This window comes from Vibrio sp. Y20_XG_PY13 (assembly GCF_024181925.1).
Lineage (GTDB): Bacteria > Pseudomonadota > Gammaproteobacteria > Enterobacterales > Vibrionaceae > Vibrio > Vibrio parahaemolyticus.
Window position 1 is genome coordinate 580135 of the sequence record NZ_JAMZAL010000001.1, and the last position, 19766, is coordinate 599900.

Sequence of the window (19766 nt, forward strand, 5' to 3'; positions counted from 1 at the left end):
GATATAGAATATGAAACGATATTTAAGTGTGAGTCAAACATAGTAATAGTAAACGGATAAAGTGGATAATATGAAAAGGAATATGCCTTACCTACCTAGTTTCAAATTGACTGACTTTGATATAAAAACGTTAGTACAACCTATCCTCTGTCCTAGAAGCCAAGAAATTCAATATTACGAAACTTTGTCTAAGATAAGCACTTTTGATAAAAGCAACATAAACAACGACGTATTCTTTTCCATTATAGACAACACGTTTATTCAAACTCTCGCTTTACAACAAATTCGATTTTCTCTTGAAAAATACCCTCACCAACTACACTCTTTTAATATTAAACTCTCTTGTTTAGCTGACGAAGATTTTGTCCGTGAGCTTTTAAGCTTCAATGGTGCTAAGTTTGCTCTTGAGATAAGCGAGCTTGATTGTTATACCGAATCAAAAGAAATACGCGAAAACTTGTCAGTGTTACAAGCGAACAATATCGAGATTTGGCTGGATGACTATCACCGTAACAACAAGCTGGCTAACATGTCACTTGGCAAAATACTTTGGGATCGTATCAAGATTGACAAAAGCTTTCTAAAACACGCCGACCAAGAGTCTATACAAGCACTAGAGTACTTCTTAGCCCCTTTCTGCTTACACGGATTGATCTTCGAGGGTGCTGAGTACATCGAGCATCATAAGATGTTAAAGACAAGCCACTCATTAACTCAAGGTTACTATTACTTTAGACCGTCCCCAATAAACTCTCTCGACTCAAAACCGCGCGTTGCCGAGTCAATCAAACTCTCCTATGCGGGTTAAATAAAGCAAAGCAATTTGAACAGTTCCACAGTTGTTCATTTTTGATGCCTAATTTAAGACCATTATGCCGCAACTGAATACCTTTGATATTGGTCCGAGATCGTGAGAGGAACACGTTGAAACTCTGTTTCTAAATGATAAGGGTTCCTGAACGTTTTCCGCTACAAGATAAAGTGTTAAGATCCTCACATCTATGCTGTCGTAGTTTCAGGTGACCGATATCGTACCTTTGATACCCCACCTCATACCTTCCACAGCTTAACCATAAATTTAAAGGCATATTTTCAAATGGTTAACAACTCAATCCAGTGGTTTCCTGGCCACATGCACAAAGCGCGTAAAGAGATCGAAGAAGCCATCCCGCAAGTGGATGTGATCATCGAAGTACTGGATGCTCGTATTCCTTTCAGTAGCGAAAACCCTATGATTTCAAAAATCCGCGGTGAAAAGCCTGTTGTAAAAGTGCTAAACAAGCGCGATTTGGCTGATCCAGAGCTGACGCAACTGTGGATTGACCATCTTGAGAAAGAACAAAACGTAAAAGCAATGGCAATTACGACTTCTGAGCCTCAAGAAGTACATAAAATTACGGAGCTTTGTCGTAAGCTTGCGCCACACCGTGAAGAAGTTGGTAAAAACATTCGTACCATGATCATGGGCATCCCGAACGTGGGTAAATCGACCATCATCAACACACTGGCTGGTCGCACTATCGCAGTAACGGGTAACCAACCAGCGGTAACGCGTCGCCAACAACGCATTAATTTACAAAACGGCATTGTTCTGTCTGACACACCTGGGATTCTTTGGCCAAAAGTGGAAAACCCACATAGTGGTTTCCGTTTAGCGGCAACGGGTGCCGTAAAAGATACGGCAATGGAGTACGACGAAGTTGCGTTTTACACTGTTGAGTATCTAGCAGCGCATTACCCAGAACGTCTAAAAGAACGTTACCAAATCGAAGAACTGCCAGAGTCTGACATTGAGATCATGGAAGAAATTGGCCGTCGTCGCGGCGCGCTACGAGCAGGTGGCCGAGTAGATCTTCATAAAGTATCTGAGATTCTACTTCACGAGCTTCGACAAGGTACACTAGGACAAATCACTCTTGAGCTTCCTGAGATGATTACTCAAGAACTGATCGAAGTCGAAATAGAAACGGCTCGCAAAGAAGAAGAGAAAGCGAAACGTAAGGAAGAACGTCGTAAACGTTACTTACGTAACAAACGCTAAGTTCTTTTTCTCACTCTATTCCTAGGCGCGATTTTCGCGCCTTTTTTGTCCGCCACTGTTACACCCACTAGATAACCCCGCCTCATAAACGTAACCACTTTTTGTCGTATTTACGTGTAATTTTGTACTACATTTTTTACGGCGTACAATCGCAAGAAACTATGTTTATTTATTGAACACAAACTAGTTTAGACCCCCACAGCCTAAGGAGTTACAGCCACCATCCAACCCTTAAATATCGAGTTTGCAAGCGCTAGCAAAGTTATGCAACTTGATTAGTGACACTCTCCCCAAAATCCTCAATATAAATAAGGTCAGCGCTGGCGTTTTTCCAAATCACAAAGAGATTTATTATGTGTACTAAAAACGAAACTAAACCACTGCCCTCTTTTATCGAGGAACGCCTTACTTTCCATATTCAAGATTTAATTAAATCTAACGAAAATCAAAAGCACCTCGTTCTTGGCAAACGACCGTCCGAAAATGCTGTGGTTATGCAAAGCAATGATTACCTTTCGCTCTCTCACAATGAGCTCATTCAGAAAGCGCATCGAGACGCAATTTCTGAACGAGATGACAATGTCGTGATGTCAGCAATCTTCTTGCAAGATGATCAATCAAAACCCGCCTTTGAGCACCAGCTAGCGACGTTTGTCGGCATGGAAAGTTGTTTGTTGTCACAATCAGGATGGGCAGCCAATATTGGTTTACTGCAAACCATCTGCGCGCCAAACGTTCCCGTATACATCGACTTTTTCGCTCATATGTCGTTGTGGGAAGGAGCACGCACCGCTGGAGCGCAGATTCATCCTTTCATGCACAACAACATGAATCATCTGCGCAAGCAGATCCAACGCCACGGTGCGGGAATCATCGTTGTCGATTCAGTGTATAGCACGATTGGCACAATCGCCCCGTTACGTGCCATCTACGAAATGGCGAAGGAGTTCGATTGTGGCTTAGTGGTAGATGAATCCCATTCATTAGGCACACACGGACCAAAGGGTTCTGGATTATTACAAGAACTGGGACTAACACAGATGGTGGATTTCGTTACCGTAAGTTTGGCTAAAACGTTCGCCTACCGCGCTGGTGCGATATTAGGCCCGAACAAGCTAGCACAATCGCTGCCCTTCGTGGCCTATCCTGCGATTTTTAGCTCAACGGTTTTGCCGCAAGAAGTCGTGCGTCTAGAAAAAACACTTGAGGTAATTAAAGCGGCTGACGACAAACGTGAATGTTTGTTCAAGCGAGCCAAAGAACTCGCGATCGGATTAAAACGTATTGGGTTTAACATTCGCAGCGAATCGCAGATTATTGCTCTTGAGTGTGGAAGTGAGAGAAACACTGAACGAGTACGAGACTTTCTTGAAGAAAGAGACGTTTTCGGTGCGGTGTTTTGCCGACCTGCCACGGGCAGAAACAAGAACATCATTCGATTTTCTGTCAATGCCGACATGACAGCTCAACAAGTGGATCACGTCTTATCGGCTTGTCAGGAGGCATTTGACCATCCCGACTTAGAGTTTGTGTAAGTTGATTCGTAGTGGACGCTGAGCCTACGCTTGGCTCCAGTGAAAGTTCAGAGCTCAGTTAAATCCTGAGCTCTGTTTTAAATCCAGTTAGCAATTTTATCGAAAAGGCGATTCTTATCTGCGGGTTTAACGATAAAGTCGGACATGCCGGATGAGCCTATTTTATCTAGCGTTACAGGAGAACTGTCTCCCGTATGCGCAATAATCGGCACCGATGCATACGGCTTTTCTGAGTTACGGATACGTCGCGACGCTTCTACTCCGTCCATGATTGGCATCTCAATATCCATTAAAATCAGATCGATATTTTCTTTTTCAAGAGTGTCCAATGCTTGCTGACCATCTTCCTTTTGTACCACTTCAAATCCCTGCTTCTCTAGTAACATCGCCGTAAACTTACGCAGAGACTCGTTATCATCCACAACCATGATGGTTCGCTTGATGGATTTATCTAAAGGCGCAGATGGCAGCGTTGACGAGATATAAGTGGAATCGTAAAGCAAACGTTCAATCGTAGCTTTGGTATTTAGCAGCCACGCTTGAGTCTCTACCCAAATCGGGTCATGGCCAGCTTTTTTAGCTCGTTGTGCAGGTTTGTGCTCAAAAAGATACACCACACGCGCTTCAGTAAATGAAAGTAACGATTCGATTCTGTCTAATTGGTTTTCTAAAACATCAAGGCTTTCCACATCGACGAATATCAGGTCAAATTCAAACTCGTATTCTTTCTTTTTAAAGACGCTTTTTACATCTAAAACGGTGACATCAAATCCCATGAAGCGACTAATATCAGCCATTTTTTGCACGATAATGTCTTGATTACTGACCAATAAAATCGATTTCATTTTGGTCAGCTCATCTTTAATTTCCGTTACCGTATCTGATGTGATAGGCGGAAAAGTCAACGTAAACTGTGACCACTCTCCCGGCTGGGAAATGCACTTAATATTACCGCCAAACGAACGCATGACTTTCTTACAGAACGGTAGTCCAAGGCCATAACTGCCAGATTTACCTGTGGTATAGAAGTCCTGAAAGATATGTCGAATCACATCTGGCGCAATACCTGAGCCGTTGTCCGTCACTACAATTTGGTTGACCGTGTCATTACTCTGCATACTCACATGAATATGAAACTCGTCTGAACTGCGATGATGAAATGCGTTCTTAAACAAGTTATACATAACGTACTTTAACAATGTATCGCTACCCAAAAAGTCAAACTCACTTCTTGCATCGAATGAGATCGCGAACCTGTCTGTCGAACGTTTATAACTGAAACTCTCAATGGCTTTTTCAACCACCGATTGAGCAGAATATCTTTTGAAGGAAGAGCGAGATACGCGGTTTTCATCAATCGATGTGAGCAATAAATCGATTGTCTCGTTGCCTGAATGAATAATGTTCATCGCATCTTCGCTCACTTCACGGAGCAAGGTTACGTCTTCACCACTCATCACATACTGATCTTTTTCGCCCATCGCCTTTTTGTTAGGCAAGACAGACTGAATAACATCTATCGACGTACATAAGCCACTGAGTGGATTACGCATTTCATGAGCAATACCAGCGCCAAACGACTTAGCGAGCGATACTCTTGCTTCATGCTCGATCTGATTTCGGAAATAGAACATGTTGCCAAACACATAAATAAACAAAAATATCGGCACATGCGTCCAATCCATTGTGATATCGAGATGAAAGCCTTTCGCGATCCACGCAAAAAACGTCGCTAGACCAATACCAGCGAACGTCTGAGCAAACATGACCCTTGTGACATGAACCAATAAAATATGCAGGAAAATAGCCGACATGAATGACATCACCCAAACATTGGACCAATCATTCATGAGCAACATATAAAAAAAGAAGAAAGGTAAACAGGTCGTAATCGTTATTTGATAATAGACGTGCACGTATTTTCGCCATGATGACGACAAACGGTTACGAAAAATGATGCCAAAAAACAGTGCGGAACAGAACAAACGTAGCGGCAAGTTTTCATAGGATTGCGGGAACATGAAGTCCCAAACGAAGTAGTAGAGCGGGAAGCCAATAAATCCCATCCAACCAACTAATGTTAAATTGGGCTCTGCGTACTCATATACCTTACGTATCGAATCCATACTATCTAATTTGTCTACTCCGCCTGACGTTCAAAGTTGTGACTTGCTATCTTTTTTATAATCACGTTGTTTTGTAATTATATATTACTTGCCAAATATAAGCAGCGCGAAATCCGTCAATTTATTCGCGATGCTTGTCTTTAAATTCAGTCTTTTATCTAAGTTCAGCTTGATTTCACGAATTTTTTGGTAACGAGTTCAATTGCATATTATTTTATTGTGATTCAAGTAGAATCAACTTATGCGAGGGCAACGCGAATGTTGTTCTCACTCATCTTCGTTTGATTACTCTGCCCAACTCACAAATCAAAGGTGTTCTATGGAAAGCTCTCAAATTAAAAATGTTGTTTTCGATGTCGGCAACGTACTGGTTCGTTGGTCACCACCAGAGATTGTACGCTTAACATTTGGTCATTCCGTAGATGCAGAACAAATGGCGAAAAGACTGTTCTCAAACAAGATTTGGCTAGACCTCAACAAAGGTTTGATCAGCGAAGAAGAAGCAATACACCGTTACCAACAAGAACTCGACTTAACGGCTGAAGAATGTTGCTGTTTCTTCTACTACGTAAAACAGACTCAGATTCAACTGTTCGGCAGTGTTGAGCTTTTACAAAAGGTGAAGCAAGCGGGTTACGGTGTCTACGCACTAACTGATAATGTTGTAGAAATTGTCGAACACTTAAAATCAACGTACGATTTTTGGCCTCTTTTTGATGGCGCGATTGTGTCTGCCGAAGTCGAACTTTTAAAACCTCAACCGGAAATTTATCAAGCGCTTCTCTCCCGCTACGACTTAAACCCATCAGAAACCGTTTTTCTGGATGATATGCCTTACAACGTCGAAGGGGCCAAACAGGTGGGCATGGCTGCTATTCAGTTTGAAAACGCGAGCCAATGTGAAAGTGAGTTAAAGGAAATGGGCCTGTCTTTTTAACTCGCCAGATTGTTAACTATCCCGCAAACAAAAAAGAGCAGCGTCAGTGCTGCTCTTATCGTCTCCGTTCTTTCGCTTAGAAAGCGTTATGAATAGATGACGTTTTCCTCAATGCCACTTACCAGCGCTTGCGCGTTAGACCAACGGAACACTTTTTCCATTACTTCTGTTCCGCCCGGAGCACGCCACGTACGCTCTTGGCATTCTTGTCCACCAATATGTTGATAGAACGAAATCGCTGATGTGTTTTGCGAGACTACTTCTAGATACAATCCTGAATCTTTGAAGTATTGCTGTTGCCACTCTGCAACGGCAAGCAAGAGTTGTTTGCCGATACCACGACCACGATAGCTATCATCAACATGCAGAGCGTCAATGAATGTACCGCGCTCAAAGTCATGATTGCCGAAGACACAGACAAAGCCGAGTAACAAGCCCCCCTCTTCTGCAAGAACGATATGTTGGTTAAATGGAGGATTGGTTAAGCGAGTTTGCCAAATCAACAATTTGTCGTCGATTGCTTCGCTGTCTAGGTAAGTGTTCGTTAAAATGCCTCGGTAGTGACGTTTCCAACTGTCCGCATGCAATTGAGCAATGCGCTCATAGTCCTTATATTCCGCTAATCGTAATTCCATTACGTATTCCTATTTTCTTACATTTTTTGCTTTTCCACAGAGCCTTGGCATATTTCACCTTTACAAAGCCAATTACTTGGTAGATTTCATACACCTCAAGCCATAGCTCATTTTTTAATACTACTCATTATTAAATTAAAAGCAAAATATCCCAGTTAGAATTCCGGCTCAGCTCAACAAGAATAGTCACATTTATCTAACTTTAATTTGACTTACACGTGTTCGCTGATATTCTAGCGAACAGTTGTTAGCTCAAAGTTAGGAATACCTCCGTGAATCAAAACAAACCACCATTTATCTGGTTGAATATATTGATTTTTTCAGCCAGTTTTGTTCTAACGTTTATTGTAATGCCTTGGTACGCATATCATTATGGACTGGGCTGGGAGCACTTGATTTGGGGTATCCTTGCATTCAGTTTCACTAACCTGTCGATTACTGCGGGATATCATCGCCTTTGGAGCCATAAAACTTACGAAGCTCATCCTGTATTACGTGCAATTTTCGCGATTGGCGGCGCTTTTTCTCTCCAAAACAGTGCATTACACTGGTCTTCTGATCACCGAGTGCATCACAAACATGTCGATAACAATGACAAAGATCCCTACTCCGCCAAACGTGGCTTTTGGTATTCACATATTGGCTGGATGTTGCGCGACTACAATAAGTCTAAAGAAAATGAGTACACCAATTGCCGCGATCTAAAACGCGATGGTATTGTGATGTGGCAACACAACTACTACGTGCCGTTAGCTTTGGTGACTAATATCGGTTTCCCTGTAGCTTTGGGTCTTATCTATGGGGATGTTTGGGGAATGCTGCTGGTTGTTGGCGCAGCTCGCCTGTTTTTGAGCCATCACACAACCTTCTTTATTAACTCTTTGGCGCATGTTTGGGGCAAGCAAACTTTTACGGACAAAAATACGGCCCGCGATAACGGTGTCTTAGCCTTCTTTACCTTTGGCGAGGGTTACCACAATTTTCACCATATCTTTGAAAATGACTACCGCAATGGTGTTTATTGGTGGCACTACGATCCAACTAAATGGCTGATCAAGTCTTGTTCTTGGTTGGGGCTGACGTCCAAGCTTCGCACTACATCAACTTTCCGAATTGAAAAAGCGCGAGCAACCCAGTTGTTGAAGAAAGCGAAAGAGAAACTGGAGTCCAAACCCAATGCGCAAACAGTTCTCGATCAACTTCAACAAGAGTTTGATGCATTGGTTCACCATATGCAGGAATACTACGAAGCACGCAAAGAGTTGCTCGGTGAAAAAACTGCGAACGTAGTGAAGAAATACGAGTGCTCTGTATCAAAATTGAAGTATCAACAACTTAAAACTGAGTTTGAGCGTCAACAACGCAGTTGGAACTTGATGATCCGTCGTTACGCATAATGCATTAAGTTGCTGAATAAGCCCCGCTTAGTCGGGGCTTTTTGTTTATTTTAGCCGTTACAAATGTGATCTAACTCGAATAATGTTTTTCGATTACTTTTAATTATTTCATCCGCATTTAATTCACCAATCTGCTTATATTTTCTTTCCATTAAAACCCAAAAAACCAGCACATAACACCTACAAAACGAAATTGAAACAAGAGAATCTGTCGGATTTAATTATTAAATTATTATTTGTTTTAGATCATGCAAGTCCCAGATTAGCCTCGTGCCACAGTTAAGAATTCTGTAAATTCCTTGTCATAAATTGAAACAGAACCTTTCTTTTTTTCATAACATCTGGAGACCCCTATGCTAGAGCTCTTAATAGGCTTGGTAGTAACCATTGCGGTGGGCTATTTCATTGTCAAAGGTTACAAAGCAGCTGGCGTACTTTTAACAGCCGGTATCAGTTTGCTTCTTATGACTGGCTTTTTGGGCCATGACGTTCTGCCATCAAGCATTACCTCAACCGGTAACATGGTGACGGACTCGCTAGAATACGTGAAATACATGCTGCAATACCGTGGCGGCGGCCTTGGTATGCAAATCATGTTGCTATGTGGTTTCGCTTCTTACATGACTCACATCGGCGCGAACAACGTTGTCGTGAAACAGTTTTCTAAACCGCTTTCTGTTATCAAGTCTCCTTATGTCCTTTTGGTAGCGGCTTACATTGTGGCGTGTTTGATGTCTCTAGCGGTGAGCTCTGCAACAGGCCTTGGCGTTTTATTGATGGCAACCCTATTCCCAATGATGGTTGCGATGGGTATCTCTCGTCCTGCGGCTGTGGCAGTGTGTGCATCTCCTGCTGCTATTATTCTTTCTCCTACTTCAGGTGACGTTGTTATCGCTGCAGAAAAGTCTGGCTTGGCACTAGATGTGTTTGCGGTACAAACTGTTCTTCCTGTTTCGATTTGTGCAATCGTCGTAATGGCGGCAGCAGCTTTCTTCTGGAACAAATACCTAGATAAGAAAGAAAATACGCCGATGGAAAAAATCGACGTATCAGAAATTAAAGCAGATGCACCAGCGTTTTACGCAGCACTACCATTCTTACCAATCATCGGTGTGTTCCTATTTAATGGACGTACGATTCCTGGTCTTAGTCTAGATATCTACACCATCGTTGTGGGTTCTATTTTCCTTGGCGCACTTATCCATTATGTCGTGAACAAATTCGACGGCAAAAAAGCACTTGAAGATTTGGACTCATGCTACGCAGGCATGGCCGATGCATTTAAAGGCGTTGTGATGTTGTTGGTGGCGGCAGGCGTATTTGCACAAGGTCTGATGTCTATTGGTGCTATCGATAACCTACTTCACCTTGCCGATAACGCAGGTGCGGGCGGCGTTGCACTAATGCTGATCCTAACAGGTCTAACCGTTGCAGCGGCTATTGCTACTGGTTCTGGTAACGCGCCTTTCTATGCGTTTGTAGAACTTGCACCTTCTCTAGCGGCGAAAATGGGCATCAACCCAGCGTTCCTAATCATCCCTATGCTTCAAGCATCAAACCTAGGTCGTACCATCTCGCCAGTATCTGGCGTAATCGTTGCAACATCAGGTATGGCGAACATCAGCCCATTTGAAGTTGTAAAACGCACTTCAGTGCCTGTTCTTGCTGGTCTATTGACGGTAATCATCGGTACTATGGTACTTGTTCCGATGACAGCTTAGTCACGGATTAGAATTTCTACATTCCACAAGGCTCGGCTTTCACGCCGGGCCTTTTTATTTTGCTCTCCTTGAGAATCCTTTCCCTTCGTTCTTATCCTAAATGGCTCTCATATTTCTTACGCAATGCGTGCCATATTTAAAAATACCCCACATTATAAGTAAGTCTAATTTGCTTAATATCTCAACTACTTATATAAAACACTGATACATTCACAAAATGGAACTCACTATGACTGCACTGATTGTCTTTATTGTTATTGTTCTGCTGGTTGTGGTTTACGCAATCAGTATTTACAACAAGCTCGTTACTCTACGAAATCGCTTTAAAAACAGCTTCGCTCAAATCGAAGTTCAACTGAAACGTCGATACGACCTAATTCCGAATTTAGTAAACACCGCTAAAGGTTACATGGATCATGAGAAGGAAACGTTTGAACGCGTTATCCAAGCTCGTAACCAAGCGATAGCAGGTTTAAAAGCCGCCAGTGATGCACCAGATAGTGATGCTGCAATTAGCCAGCTTAGCCAAGCAGAAGGCATGTTACAAAACGCTCTAGGCAAACTGAACGTTGTGGTAGAAGCCTACCCTGAATTGAAAGCAAACGAGACGATGAGCCAACTCCAAGAAGAGCTAACCAGTACCGAAAACAAAGTCGCGTTTGCCCGCCAAGCATTTAATGATGCCGTGACCAGCTACAACACTTACAAGCAAACATTCCCACCCGTTATCTTCGCGAACACATTTGGTTTCCAAGACGGTAAGTTACTTGAGTTTGCAGACACAGAAGCAATCCAAGAAGCGCCGAAGGTTGCGTTCTAATGGACTTTTTTCATCATCAAGACACTGCGCGCCAGCGAACTGGACTTTTGGTGATGCTATTCACTTTGGCCGTTTTAGCCATCACAGGGCTAGTGAGTGTCATTTCGATTGGCATCTACTTTTATTTCACTGGCGAACCGTTCACCACTCAATCCATCATCAGTTATTGTTTGTTGAGCTTTGTGGGCGTGCTATTGGTTGTTAGCATCAGCTCATTCATTCGTCTTAGTGAGCTAAACGCCAATGGTGGACGTGGCGTTGCAGAAAGTATCGGCGGCAAGTTGATTTCGACAGATACGTCAAATGCGAAACACCGCCAGTTACTCAATGTTGTGGAAGAAATGTCCATCGCGTCAGGGATTCCCGTGCCACCAGTTTATGTGATGGCGGAAGAGCACGGCATCAACGCGTTTGCTGCAGGCATGAGCATTGATGATGCTGTCATAGGGGTAACGCAAGGAGCACTAGATGCATTTAGCCGTGACGAACTTCAAGGTGTAATTGCCCATGAGTTCAGCCACATCTTAAATGGTGATATGCGGTTGAATACTCGTCTGATTGGTGCGTTATTTGGCATTACCTGCATTGCTCATTTTGGTCATCTGATCTTGGATAACTCGAACAGCACTCGTCACGTATCACGCAGTTCTTCTGATTCAAACAAAGGCTTCGCTGTCATCATACTGATTGCGATTGTCTGCTTGGTGCTGGGTTGGTTAGGAACCTTGTTCGGCAATATGATCAAAGCAGCGATTTCGCGCCAACGCGAGTTTTTAGCTGACGCCAGTGCCGTGCAGTTCACTCGCAACGATCAAGGGATTGCGGGAGCGTTAAAGAAGATTGGCAGCAACGTTCAAGGCTCTACCTTAAACACGAAAGCCAGTGATGAAATGAGCCACATGATGTTTGGACAGAGTAAATTGTCCGGTTTCTCTAGTTTGTTCGCGACCCACCCACCACTGGACGAAAGAATTCGAAGAATCGAACCCAATTGGGACGGAAGCTACGCTCAACATTCTCATGCTCAAAACACGGCGTTTGATAACGAACAAGTCAGTGGCTTTGCCGTAGGTGGCGGCTCTCCTGCTTCGCAATCTGCCTCACCATCGGAGCAATTGAGTGAGACAGGCCAACAGTTGATCAGTCAATTACCACCAGAGTTAGTTGATATCGCACGTGAACCATATAGCGCCCGATTTGTCGCATTCGCCCTCATTTTTGATGGCAGCGATATTCAGCGCGAAATGATTAAGTCGTACGTTCCACTCGCATCGCAATCTACATTGCTTCTCTGGCTAGATTATGACTTACCACTGCATCTGCGTTTCCCATTACTCGAACTCGCTCTGCCGGCGCTTAAATCGCTGAGTGAAGCCCAGAAAATCAGCTTATGTAAAGTGCTACGTGAGCTCTCAGAGACGGATAATCAATACTCGCTAGCCGAATGGTGTGTCATCAACTTACTAGAAAAGCAGCTTCTCGCCTCTTTTGGGTTCATCAAACAACACAAGACATTGAAGCAATTAGAGGAAAGTGTGTTTTGGCTATTGCGAGAGCTGGCATGGGTCAGCCACTCTCAAGCAGACAAAGCTCAGCGCGCCTACCATTGTGCCCTCGCCCATTTAGGCTTTCCTGAAGTGAAGTTAGAACCAGCTAACAGCAATTGGCATTTAAGTCGCGCCGCATTAGAGTTGTTGCTACAACTGAAACCCAAAGACAGACGAATGTTCGTCAAAGCTTGTCGACTCGCGATTGAATCAGATGGGGAAATTACCGTTGCGGAAGGAGAACTCTATCGCGTCATTGCTTGCTTCCTTGAAGTGCCGGAACCACCGCTTACCATCTCGGGTTAGCCCAGGCATGTCTTTTTAAGCCTTTCGCTCTAAACGAAGGTTATTTGCTGCAACTCAAGAAGAAACTTCACGCCAAATAGCGAAGTATCACCAAAACAAAAACGCCAGCGTTAATCGCTGGCGTTTTCATATTTGTCGGTATCAAAGCGCTAAATTAAGCTGCTTTAAATCGCTCTGGAATTTGCGTGATGCTTTCACGATAGCTGAACCACAAGTACGTAACAGCAAGTGAAAAGAAAAGATAAGATAACGCAAACACGATTGGTGAAGTAATCAATTGCGCAGACATACCCCACATAACACCTACAACCGTAATAGTCAGTTTAGATAACATGCCGCAAATCAATAAAAACAGCGCTAACTGCGGAAAACGCGAGCTACGGAAAGCAAAGAAATAACAGCTACCCACTGCCAGAGAAGCAATAGATAAACCTAACATAAATGAATGGATGTGATCTGCAGATGCTACACCAGCAGAAACAGAAGCCATGAGTAATAGGAACAATTTCATAAGTCACCTCACAACAAGTCTAAAAAAGCATCCCTTCATAAATGAAAACTCATTTTGCGCTCCATTTTGCTTATCTAGATCGCAATATCAAGCACATTTTTTATTCACTTTCGTCCTTGCTGACAACTCAGAGCGCGCACTTTACATACAGTTAACAAGCAGAATTTTATAAAGCCTTTAAATTCGGCACTTCGGCTGCTTAGCACTTATTTTGAGCACTTTTGTTACAAAAAATTAACTCAAAAACATTTTGAAACTATTTACAGGAAATGTGAGCTAAACGTCGAGTCGTTCTGAATTCACTCAGTTGCACTTAGCTTTACAGGATTGAAAACAAAGCACATTACGTTAGATCAACATTTTTCCTATATACAAAACCATCAATTAACAATTGATTTTATATTTTCAAATTATTTTTAGATCTGTAAGTAAAAAGAGATTCCAATCACATCTTTATTGGTTATAATCCGCGCTCATTGCGTTAAACGTTGAAAAACGCAAACTAATTTTGAGAAAAAACATCTTTAAACCAACACCTCTTTGCGTTGTAGCAAGAGGTAAAACTGAGAATGAAAATGAGCAAGATTGATAAAGCTATGCGCATCCTGCTTGCAGGGTTCTGTATCAACCTTTGTCTTGGCATCCTGTATGCTTGGAGTGTATTCAACAAGGCATTGGTGACTGAATCAGGCTGGAGTGCTGCAGAAGCTTCTGCACCTTACGCAACTGCAACGATCACCTTCTCTATCTGTCTTCTTGTTGCAGGTATCCTTCAAGACCGTATGGGTCCGCGTATGATCCTTATCCTAGGTACTGTTCTTACAGGTCTAGGCATGATCGCATCTGGCTTTGTTGATTCTCCACTAATGCTGAACATTACGTTTGGTGTGATCACAGGTGCAGGTATCGGTTTTGGTTATGCATGTCTGTCACCTTCTGCGATGAAGTGGTTCCACGCTTCGAAGAAAGGTATGGTCAACGGCATTATTGCGGCAGGTTTTGGTCTAGCAGCTATCTATCTTGCGCCAGTAACGTCTGCGCTGATCGACAGCATGGGCATTCAAACCAGCTTTATGGTTCTTGGTGTTGGTATCCTAGCGATTGCGGTTCCTCTTGCAGCAACCATCAACAACCCACCAGCAGACTACACACCTGCAGAGCCGAAAGTAAAAGAAGGCCAAGCACCTAAAGCGGTGAAAAAGTCAGATGACCTGACTTGGAAAGCAATGTTGAAAACGCCACAGTTCTACTCTCTATGGATCATGTACGCGTTCGCAGCTTCTGTTGGTCTAATGATCATCGGTAACATCACGACAATCGCAAGCGTTCAAGCAAACTTGCCAAACGCGGTTTACCTAGCGTCCATTCTTGCTGTATTCAACTCTGGCGGTCGTGTTGCTGCGGGTATGCTTGCAGATAAAATCGGCGGTGTTCGTACGCTTCTACTCGCGTTCGTTCTACAAGGCGTAAACATGGTGTTGTTCGCAACGTTCGATTCTGAGTTTACTCTCATCATCGGTACCGCAATCGCAGCGGTAGGTTACGGTACGCTTCTAGCGGTGTTCCCTACTCTAACGGCTGAGTTCTACGGTCTGAAAAACTACGGTACTAACTACGGTGTGCTTTACACTGCATGGGGTATCGGTGGTGCAATCGGCGCAGCAGTTGTTGGTTTCTCGATGACAAATGGCGACGGCTACACCTTGGCTTACACTATTTCTTCAGCAATGATGGCTGTATGTATCGTACTTGCGTTCATCACTAAGCCACTGTCTGAAGCGAAAGTAGCACAGCTAAAAAACGCATAATTGCGAATTGATTTGATAGCAAAAAGGCTTAACCTATGGGTTAAGCCTTTTTTGTTATCGGTCGTTTATGGAAAGCCCTATCGAACTTGCACCAGACTACTATCTAGAGAACTTCTTTAAGCTGACTCATCACGCAGTAACTTGGTACAGCGATTTACTGACCAAGGAAGAACACGCATGGCTTTGCTCGTTTGATTCTTTGAGCAAACACGCCCAGTGCCTTTTGGTGCGTTTATACAGCCGAAAGGGATGTTGGTTTCGAAGTGATAAGCTGAGTTATCAAGAAATACCTTCTATCAATGAAGCACTGGCAGAATTGAGTCAACATGAGTTTGTAGCCCTTTCCCCACCCCTTTCTCATCAAGAGTTAGCGGCCAATTTACTGACCAAACCAGAAATCTCTGCGCTTTATCCCGAACTGCCGAAATCACTCAAGAAAGACGCCCTTGTCGAACGTTTGAGTAATACGGAATTTGATCGCGTAGAGCAACTTGAGTTTACGATCGTCAGACTCAACTCCGCCCACATGATCGACGTGTTGCTCACCCTGTTTTTTGCCAACACTCATCAAGACTTAAGTCAGTTTGTGCTTGATGACTTAGGTCTACATCAGTTCGAGCAATATCAATTGAGTAAAGTGCGCCGCTTCTTTAATTCACGAGAGCAAATAGACCGCTTAATTGAACTGAGCCAACTGGCCAACCTGTACTGGCAATTTGACCGAAAAGACAAAGCCAATCTCGACCTCCTTGTTGAGGCGATGCCTCACCCTGTTCATCATCCTTATGTGGATCGTAAACGTGAGCACATGTTGAATGACATCGCGCGTGACTACGAACGGATTGATGAGCTAGAGACCGCCCTATCTCTATTTGGCCAAACTCAGCTTACGCCAAGCCGAGAACGACGCGCACGTATCTATGACAAACTGAACCATGATGATTTATTTAGTGACATTGTCACAGAGATGCTTCACTCACCGATCGATGTGTCTGAGCTCGAAGTCGCACAAAAACTTGAGCAGCGGCTGAAACGAAAACAAGGTGAGAAAGTGCCAAGAGTGACAAAGCCAACCTGTATGGAGTACCGCGTTGAACTGGATTTATCTCAACAGAGAGTCGAACTCGCCAGCAAAGCGCACTTTGAATCTTTAGGCTGGAGTGTGTTTTACGCCGAAAATGCACTGCTGAATGCATTACTTGGGCTCACTTTTTGGGATGCGATTTTCGCTCCCATTGAATGGGCATTCATCAATGCCTATCAACACCGTCCTCTGGATTTGTACCATTCCGACTTTGTAGCAAAGCGCCAAGCACTTATTGATGAAGCTTTCGCACAGTTAAAATTGGGTAATACACAAGCGATTTTAACGAAATACGATGAAAAGTTTGGTATCAGCAATCCGTTTGTTCAATGGAGCTTAATAGGCAAGGAATTGCTTGAACAGTCACTCAACACCATTCCTACCCGCACATTACTCGAACTATTTAAGGTTCAGTTAAGCGATCTTAAGCTTTACCGTAATGGGATGCCGGATCTGATTGCTTTTAGAGACAACGAGTTCGAGTGGATTGAAGTAAAAGGGCCCGGCGATAAACTCCAAGATAACCAATGGCGTTGGATCAAAGAGTTTTCTCGCCTTAATGTGCCATTTGCAGTGTGTTACGTCACCGTGCGAAAAGAAGATGAAATGCGGATTGACTAGCTTTTAGGCTTTGCAGAAGTCAGCGCTCTTTTCTGTTTTAGCTGGTCAATCACATAGCTTGGTGCGACTTTTTCTAGTCCCGTCAAGCATTCATCCGTTTTCGGATTATCGTAACGAATATAGATATCACAAACCGCGTACAGCTGTTCTGGCGCGCCTGAAATCAAGTAAGCCTGTTCAAAAGATTTCACAGCCTTATCGACACTGAACTCTTCTTGTAGCACACCATTCAAATACCAAAAGTAGCTGTTGTTTTTCGCCATGTTGGCCGCTTTTTCGATTTCATTTGCGGCTTGCTCTTTGTCGTTTAAACGAACGAGCGTCAAAGATTTCGAATAATGCAGGGCGGCATTGTCTGGAAGGCGTTCGATCGCTTTATCCAATGTATCAATCGCTTCTTGCTCACGTTGCTGCGCGCGGTAATTGTCGGCTAAGTTCAGCCAAACATCTGGGTTTTCCGGCATTTTGGATAACAATCCTTGATAGATATCGTCCGCTTGTTTCCAGTTTTCATGCCAGCGATACACATCGGCTAACAGCAATTGGGTGTTGTTAGCCGTTCCGCTCTTTAAACTCGCTATAAGCTCGTCCACAGGCTTTTCTATCGCTGGTCTTTGCGCTTCTGTCAAAACAGAATAGTCACGCACTAAGTTCAGTGCCGCCGCAATACGCACGGAAGAGGATTCGTCTTTAAGTAGTGGTTCCACCATGCGCCAGCGGTTTTCGATCGCGTAAGGTTGTGCGCCGACTATCGCAGCTTCACGAATTACCGCGTCTTTATCTTGTAAACCTCGAGCAACAGCCACCAGAGCATTCTGGTTTGGGTAGTTACCCAGTTCGCGCAGCGCTTGAACACGTTGTTCGGTCGGCAACTTTTGGTCTTGGGCTCGACAAGCGAGCTTAGAAATCACTTGCTGCGGCGTTGGTTGTTGCACTTGCTCTGCCGCAGTCGGCTGAGCTTGAGTTTGTTCCGTCGGCGTTTGCGCCATAACAGAATGATTAACGACCACGCCTAACGTGACCGCCAATAACGACTTAGAAAGCATCTTCACTTTGTTCGGTCGACGTTTGCGCGGTGCCAAACACGGTGTCTTTAACAGGGGGGCTTCTGTAGACAATGACATACCAATTCCTCAAAATTTTGTTTCGAATACTGGGCGTTGTTCACTCTCTTGGCGCACGACTGAATCGCTGTATTTGCCATGAGCCACCACGTTACCCGTTGCGCGTAAAATGTATGCCATCGCTTTGTCAGCATGTGCAAAGAATTTCTTCCATCCTGCACATAAATAGTTAAGTCCCGGCTCACCATCACGAGTACGAATGAAACGGTTTTTCGGGCATTCACCGTAGCATGCAAACTGATACTCACAGTCTCGACATTGCTGCGTTAACAAGCGAGATTTTGCAAAACCGAACTTCTGTTGCTCTTTGCTGTAGGCCAGTTCATCCAGCTTGTCATGATGAATATTGCCAATTTTATACTCCGGATAAACGTAATGATCGCACGCAAACACATCGCCATTTGGCTCCATCGCTAACCCCTTACCGCACACCTCACCCAGCGTACAAAGTGGATTAGCGCGCCCCATCCAAGCCTCTACACTGGCTTCAAAATATTGCACAAACACTTTGCCGATATCGTTCTTAATCCATTCATCAAAAACCGAAATCAGGAAGTTACCCCAAGCTTCATCAGCAACACACCAAGGTTCCATGACAGAATCTTTGTGACCCGGAATCAAACGCTTGTCTCCTTGTTTAAGCTGTTCTTGCGGTTGCCATTTTTGAGGCGCAGTGGTGCGGAACGTTTTCTGTTCAACAATAGGAATAAACTGCATTTGTGGCGAGCGGACTTCATCTCGAAGAAAACGGTATACTTCAAGCGGATTTCGGCTCGTCAGGTTGTTCACACAGGTAAGCGTGGCAAAGTTCACCTGATATTTAAGCAGCAACTCCACCGCATTCATGACTTGTTTGAATGTACCCCGACCGGCTCGGTTGGTTCGATACGCGTTGTGCAGCATTTCAGGGCCATCAATACTCAAGCCCACCAAGAAATGGTTCTCGCTTAAAAATTCGCACCATTCGTCATTCAATAACGTGCCGTTTGTTTGCAGATCGTTAGAAATCTTCACGCCTGCGGGCTGGTACTTCGCTTGAAACTCGACAATTTTCTTGAAGTAATCCAAACCCAGCATCGTTGGCTCACCGCCCTGCCAAGAGAAGACGATCTCAGGTGTGTTTTGCCCTTCAATATACTGTTTGATGTAAGCCTCTAACGTGGCTTCATCCATCATTGGTGAACATCCTTTTTTATACTCAAGTAAGTCCTGTTTGCTGAGGTAGTAGCAGTAAGTACAGTCAATGTTACAGGCAGCACCAATTGGCTTTGCCATAACATGTAAACGCTTAGACGCTTTGCCGTTGAACTGAGGACTTTGAGTAATTTGCATGAGTCACCTTTGCTGTTGCGAATTTGAAGGCGTGATCCGGATATTTATCTGCGATTCACCTTGATGACCCAATCATAAATTTCATTAATACCGCAGGCTTGTTATACCGCTTATAACCTATTTTCATGGCGCTTGTTGCTACTCTACTTTGGGCAGTTTGAGATAACCCATATGCGGCGTTTGGGAAGCATTACGCTATTCATTTCGTGCACAACCAAGGA

General features: G+C 43.8%; 15 protein-coding genes. 10 read left to right on the forward strand and 5 right to left on the reverse strand.

Features of this window, described 5'->3' with window-relative positions; all coding sequences use genetic code 11:
• Positions 1 to 70 precede the first annotated feature (70 nt).
• From NL646_RS02590 to cqsA, 3 genes are all read left to right on the forward strand, one after another.
• Positions 71 to 808, forward strand: coding sequence for an EAL domain-containing protein (locus NL646_RS02590; RefSeq protein WP_025638121.1), 738 nt, complete (start codon positions 71 to 73; stop codon positions 806 to 808).
• A gap of 288 nt (positions 809 to 1096) precedes the next feature.
• Complete coding sequence (gene ylqF, locus NL646_RS02595) at positions 1097 to 2041, forward strand: ribosome biogenesis GTPase YlqF (RefSeq protein ID WP_140307802.1); 945 nt, start codon at positions 1097 to 1099, stop codon at positions 2039 to 2041.
• A 353-nt stretch (positions 2042 to 2394) separates the two neighbouring features.
• A complete protein-coding gene (gene cqsA / locus NL646_RS02600) occupies positions 2395 to 3576 on the forward strand; it encodes an alpha-hydroxyketone-type quorum-sensing autoinducer synthase (RefSeq protein WP_140261903.1) in 1182 nt (393 codons plus the stop codon).
• Between the two features lie 77 nt (positions 3577 to 3653).
• Here the strand turns inward: cqsA and NL646_RS02605 are convergent, their stop codons facing one another.
• Positions 3654 to 5702, reverse strand: coding sequence for a response regulator (locus tag NL646_RS02605; RefSeq protein WP_253663804.1), 2049 nt, complete (start codon positions 5700 to 5702; stop codon positions 3654 to 3656).
• Between the two features lie 319 nt (positions 5703 to 6021).
• Here NL646_RS02605 and NL646_RS02610 point away from each other — a divergent pair, with 319 nt between their 5' ends.
• Positions 6022 to 6639: an HAD family phosphatase gene (locus NL646_RS02610; protein WP_140124323.1), complete on the forward strand. Its 618-nt coding sequence runs from the start codon at positions 6022 to 6024 to the stop codon at positions 6637 to 6639.
• A gap of 86 nt (positions 6640 to 6725) precedes the next feature.
• Here NL646_RS02610 and NL646_RS02615 read toward each other — a convergent pair whose 3' ends face one another.
• The gene (locus tag NL646_RS02615; protein ID WP_005481267.1) at positions 6726 to 7274 is read right to left on the reverse strand and encodes a GNAT family N-acetyltransferase; all 549 of its coding nucleotides are present in this window, start codon (positions 7272 to 7274) and stop codon (positions 6726 to 6728) included.
• Positions 7275 to 7546: 272 nt separating this feature from the next.
• Between NL646_RS02615 and NL646_RS02620 the strand changes: the two genes are divergently transcribed.
• The 4 genes from NL646_RS02620 to NL646_RS02635 all read left to right on the forward strand — a co-directional run bounded on the left by NL646_RS02620 (position 7547) and on the right by NL646_RS02635 (position 13065).
• Positions 7547 to 8671, forward strand: coding sequence for a fatty acid desaturase (locus NL646_RS02620; RefSeq protein ID WP_065769775.1), 1125 nt, complete (start codon positions 7547 to 7549; stop codon positions 8669 to 8671).
• A 353-nt stretch (positions 8672 to 9024) separates the two neighbouring features.
• Positions 9025 to 10392 (forward strand): anaerobic C4-dicarboxylate transporter DcuC, encoded by a 1368-nt coding sequence (dcuC, locus tag NL646_RS02625; RefSeq protein ID WP_005454288.1) that lies wholly within the window; start codon positions 9025 to 9027, stop codon positions 10390 to 10392.
• Between the two features lie 229 nt (positions 10393 to 10621).
• Entirely contained in the window at positions 10622 to 11212 is a 591-nt protein-coding gene (locus NL646_RS02630) for a LemA family protein (RefSeq protein WP_005486526.1), read from the forward strand.
• Complete coding sequence (locus tag NL646_RS02635; protein ID WP_253663805.1) at positions 11212 to 13065, forward strand: M48 family metallopeptidase; 1854 nt, start codon at positions 11212 to 11214, stop codon at positions 13063 to 13065. Before NL646_RS02630 ends, NL646_RS02635 begins: the two co-directional genes overlap by 1 nt.
• Before the next feature lie 154 nt (positions 13066 to 13219).
• Here NL646_RS02635 and NL646_RS02640 read toward each other — a convergent pair whose 3' ends face one another.
• Positions 13220 to 13576, reverse strand: a complete 357-nt coding sequence (locus NL646_RS02640; RefSeq protein ID WP_005454342.1) for a hypothetical protein — start codon at positions 13574 to 13576, stop codon at positions 13220 to 13222.
• 575 nt (positions 13577 to 14151) lie between these two features.
• Between NL646_RS02640 and NL646_RS02645 the strand changes: the two genes are divergently transcribed.
• Positions 14152 to 15384: an OFA family MFS transporter gene (locus NL646_RS02645; protein ID WP_005486542.1), complete on the forward strand. Its 1233-nt coding sequence runs from the start codon at positions 14152 to 14154 to the stop codon at positions 15382 to 15384.
• Between the two features lie 67 nt (positions 15385 to 15451).
• The gene (locus NL646_RS02650; RefSeq protein WP_253663806.1) at positions 15452 to 17089 is read left to right on the forward strand and encodes a VRR-NUC domain-containing protein; all 1638 of its coding nucleotides are present in this window, start codon (positions 15452 to 15454) and stop codon (positions 17087 to 17089) included.
• Here the strand turns inward: NL646_RS02650 and NL646_RS02655 are convergent.
• Both NL646_RS02655 and NL646_RS02660 read right to left on the reverse strand, forming a co-directional pair.
• Positions 17086 to 18213, reverse strand: coding sequence for a tetratricopeptide repeat protein (locus NL646_RS02655; RefSeq protein WP_253663807.1), 1128 nt, complete (start codon positions 18211 to 18213; stop codon positions 17086 to 17088). The genes NL646_RS02650 and NL646_RS02655 overlap by 4 nt on opposite strands.
• Before the next feature lie 9 nt (positions 18214 to 18222).
• Entirely contained in the window at positions 18223 to 19545 is a 1323-nt protein-coding gene (locus NL646_RS02660; protein WP_253663808.1) for an anaerobic sulfatase maturase, read from the reverse strand.
• Between the last annotated feature and the right edge of the window lie 221 nt (positions 19546 to 19766).

Coding starts and splice junctions, on each gene's coding strand:
- NL646_RS02645 (WP_005486542.1), top strand. CDS start 14,152: ATGAGCAAGATTGATAAAGCTATGCGCATCCTGCTTGCAGGGTTCTGT.
- ylqF (WP_140307802.1), top strand. CDS start 1,097: ATGGTTAACAACTCAATCCAGTGGTTTCCTGGCCACATGCACAAAGCG.
- NL646_RS02615 (WP_005481267.1), bottom strand. CDS start 7,274: ATGGAATTACGATTAGCGGAATATAAGGACTATGAGCGCATTGCTCAA.
- NL646_RS02590 (WP_025638121.1), top strand. CDS start 71: ATGAAAAGGAATATGCCTTACCTACCTAGTTTCAAATTGACTGACTTT.
- NL646_RS02635 (WP_253663805.1), top strand. CDS start 11,212: ATGGACTTTTTTCATCATCAAGACACTGCGCGCCAGCGAACTGGACTT.
- cqsA (WP_140261903.1), top strand. CDS start 2,395: ATGTGTACTAAAAACGAAACTAAACCACTGCCCTCTTTTATCGAGGAA.
- NL646_RS02650 (WP_253663806.1), top strand. CDS start 15,452: ATGGAAAGCCCTATCGAACTTGCACCAGACTACTATCTAGAGAACTTC.
- NL646_RS02655 (WP_253663807.1), bottom strand. CDS start 18,213: ATGTCATTGTCTACAGAAGCCCCCCTGTTAAAGACACCGTGTTTGGCA.
- NL646_RS02640 (WP_005454342.1), bottom strand. CDS start 13,576: ATGAAATTGTTCCTATTACTCATGGCTTCTGTTTCTGCTGGTGTAGCA.
- NL646_RS02605 (WP_253663804.1), bottom strand. CDS start 5,702: ATGGATTCGATACGTAAGGTATATGAGTACGCAGAGCCCAATTTAACA.
- NL646_RS02660 (WP_253663808.1), bottom strand. CDS start 19,545: ATGCAAATTACTCAAAGTCCTCAGTTCAACGGCAAAGCGTCTAAGCGT.
- NL646_RS02630 (WP_005486526.1), top strand. CDS start 10,622: ATGACTGCACTGATTGTCTTTATTGTTATTGTTCTGCTGGTTGTGGTT.
- dcuC (WP_005454288.1), top strand. CDS start 9,025: ATGCTAGAGCTCTTAATAGGCTTGGTAGTAACCATTGCGGTGGGCTAT.
- NL646_RS02610 (WP_140124323.1), top strand. CDS start 6,022: ATGGAAAGCTCTCAAATTAAAAATGTTGTTTTCGATGTCGGCAACGTA.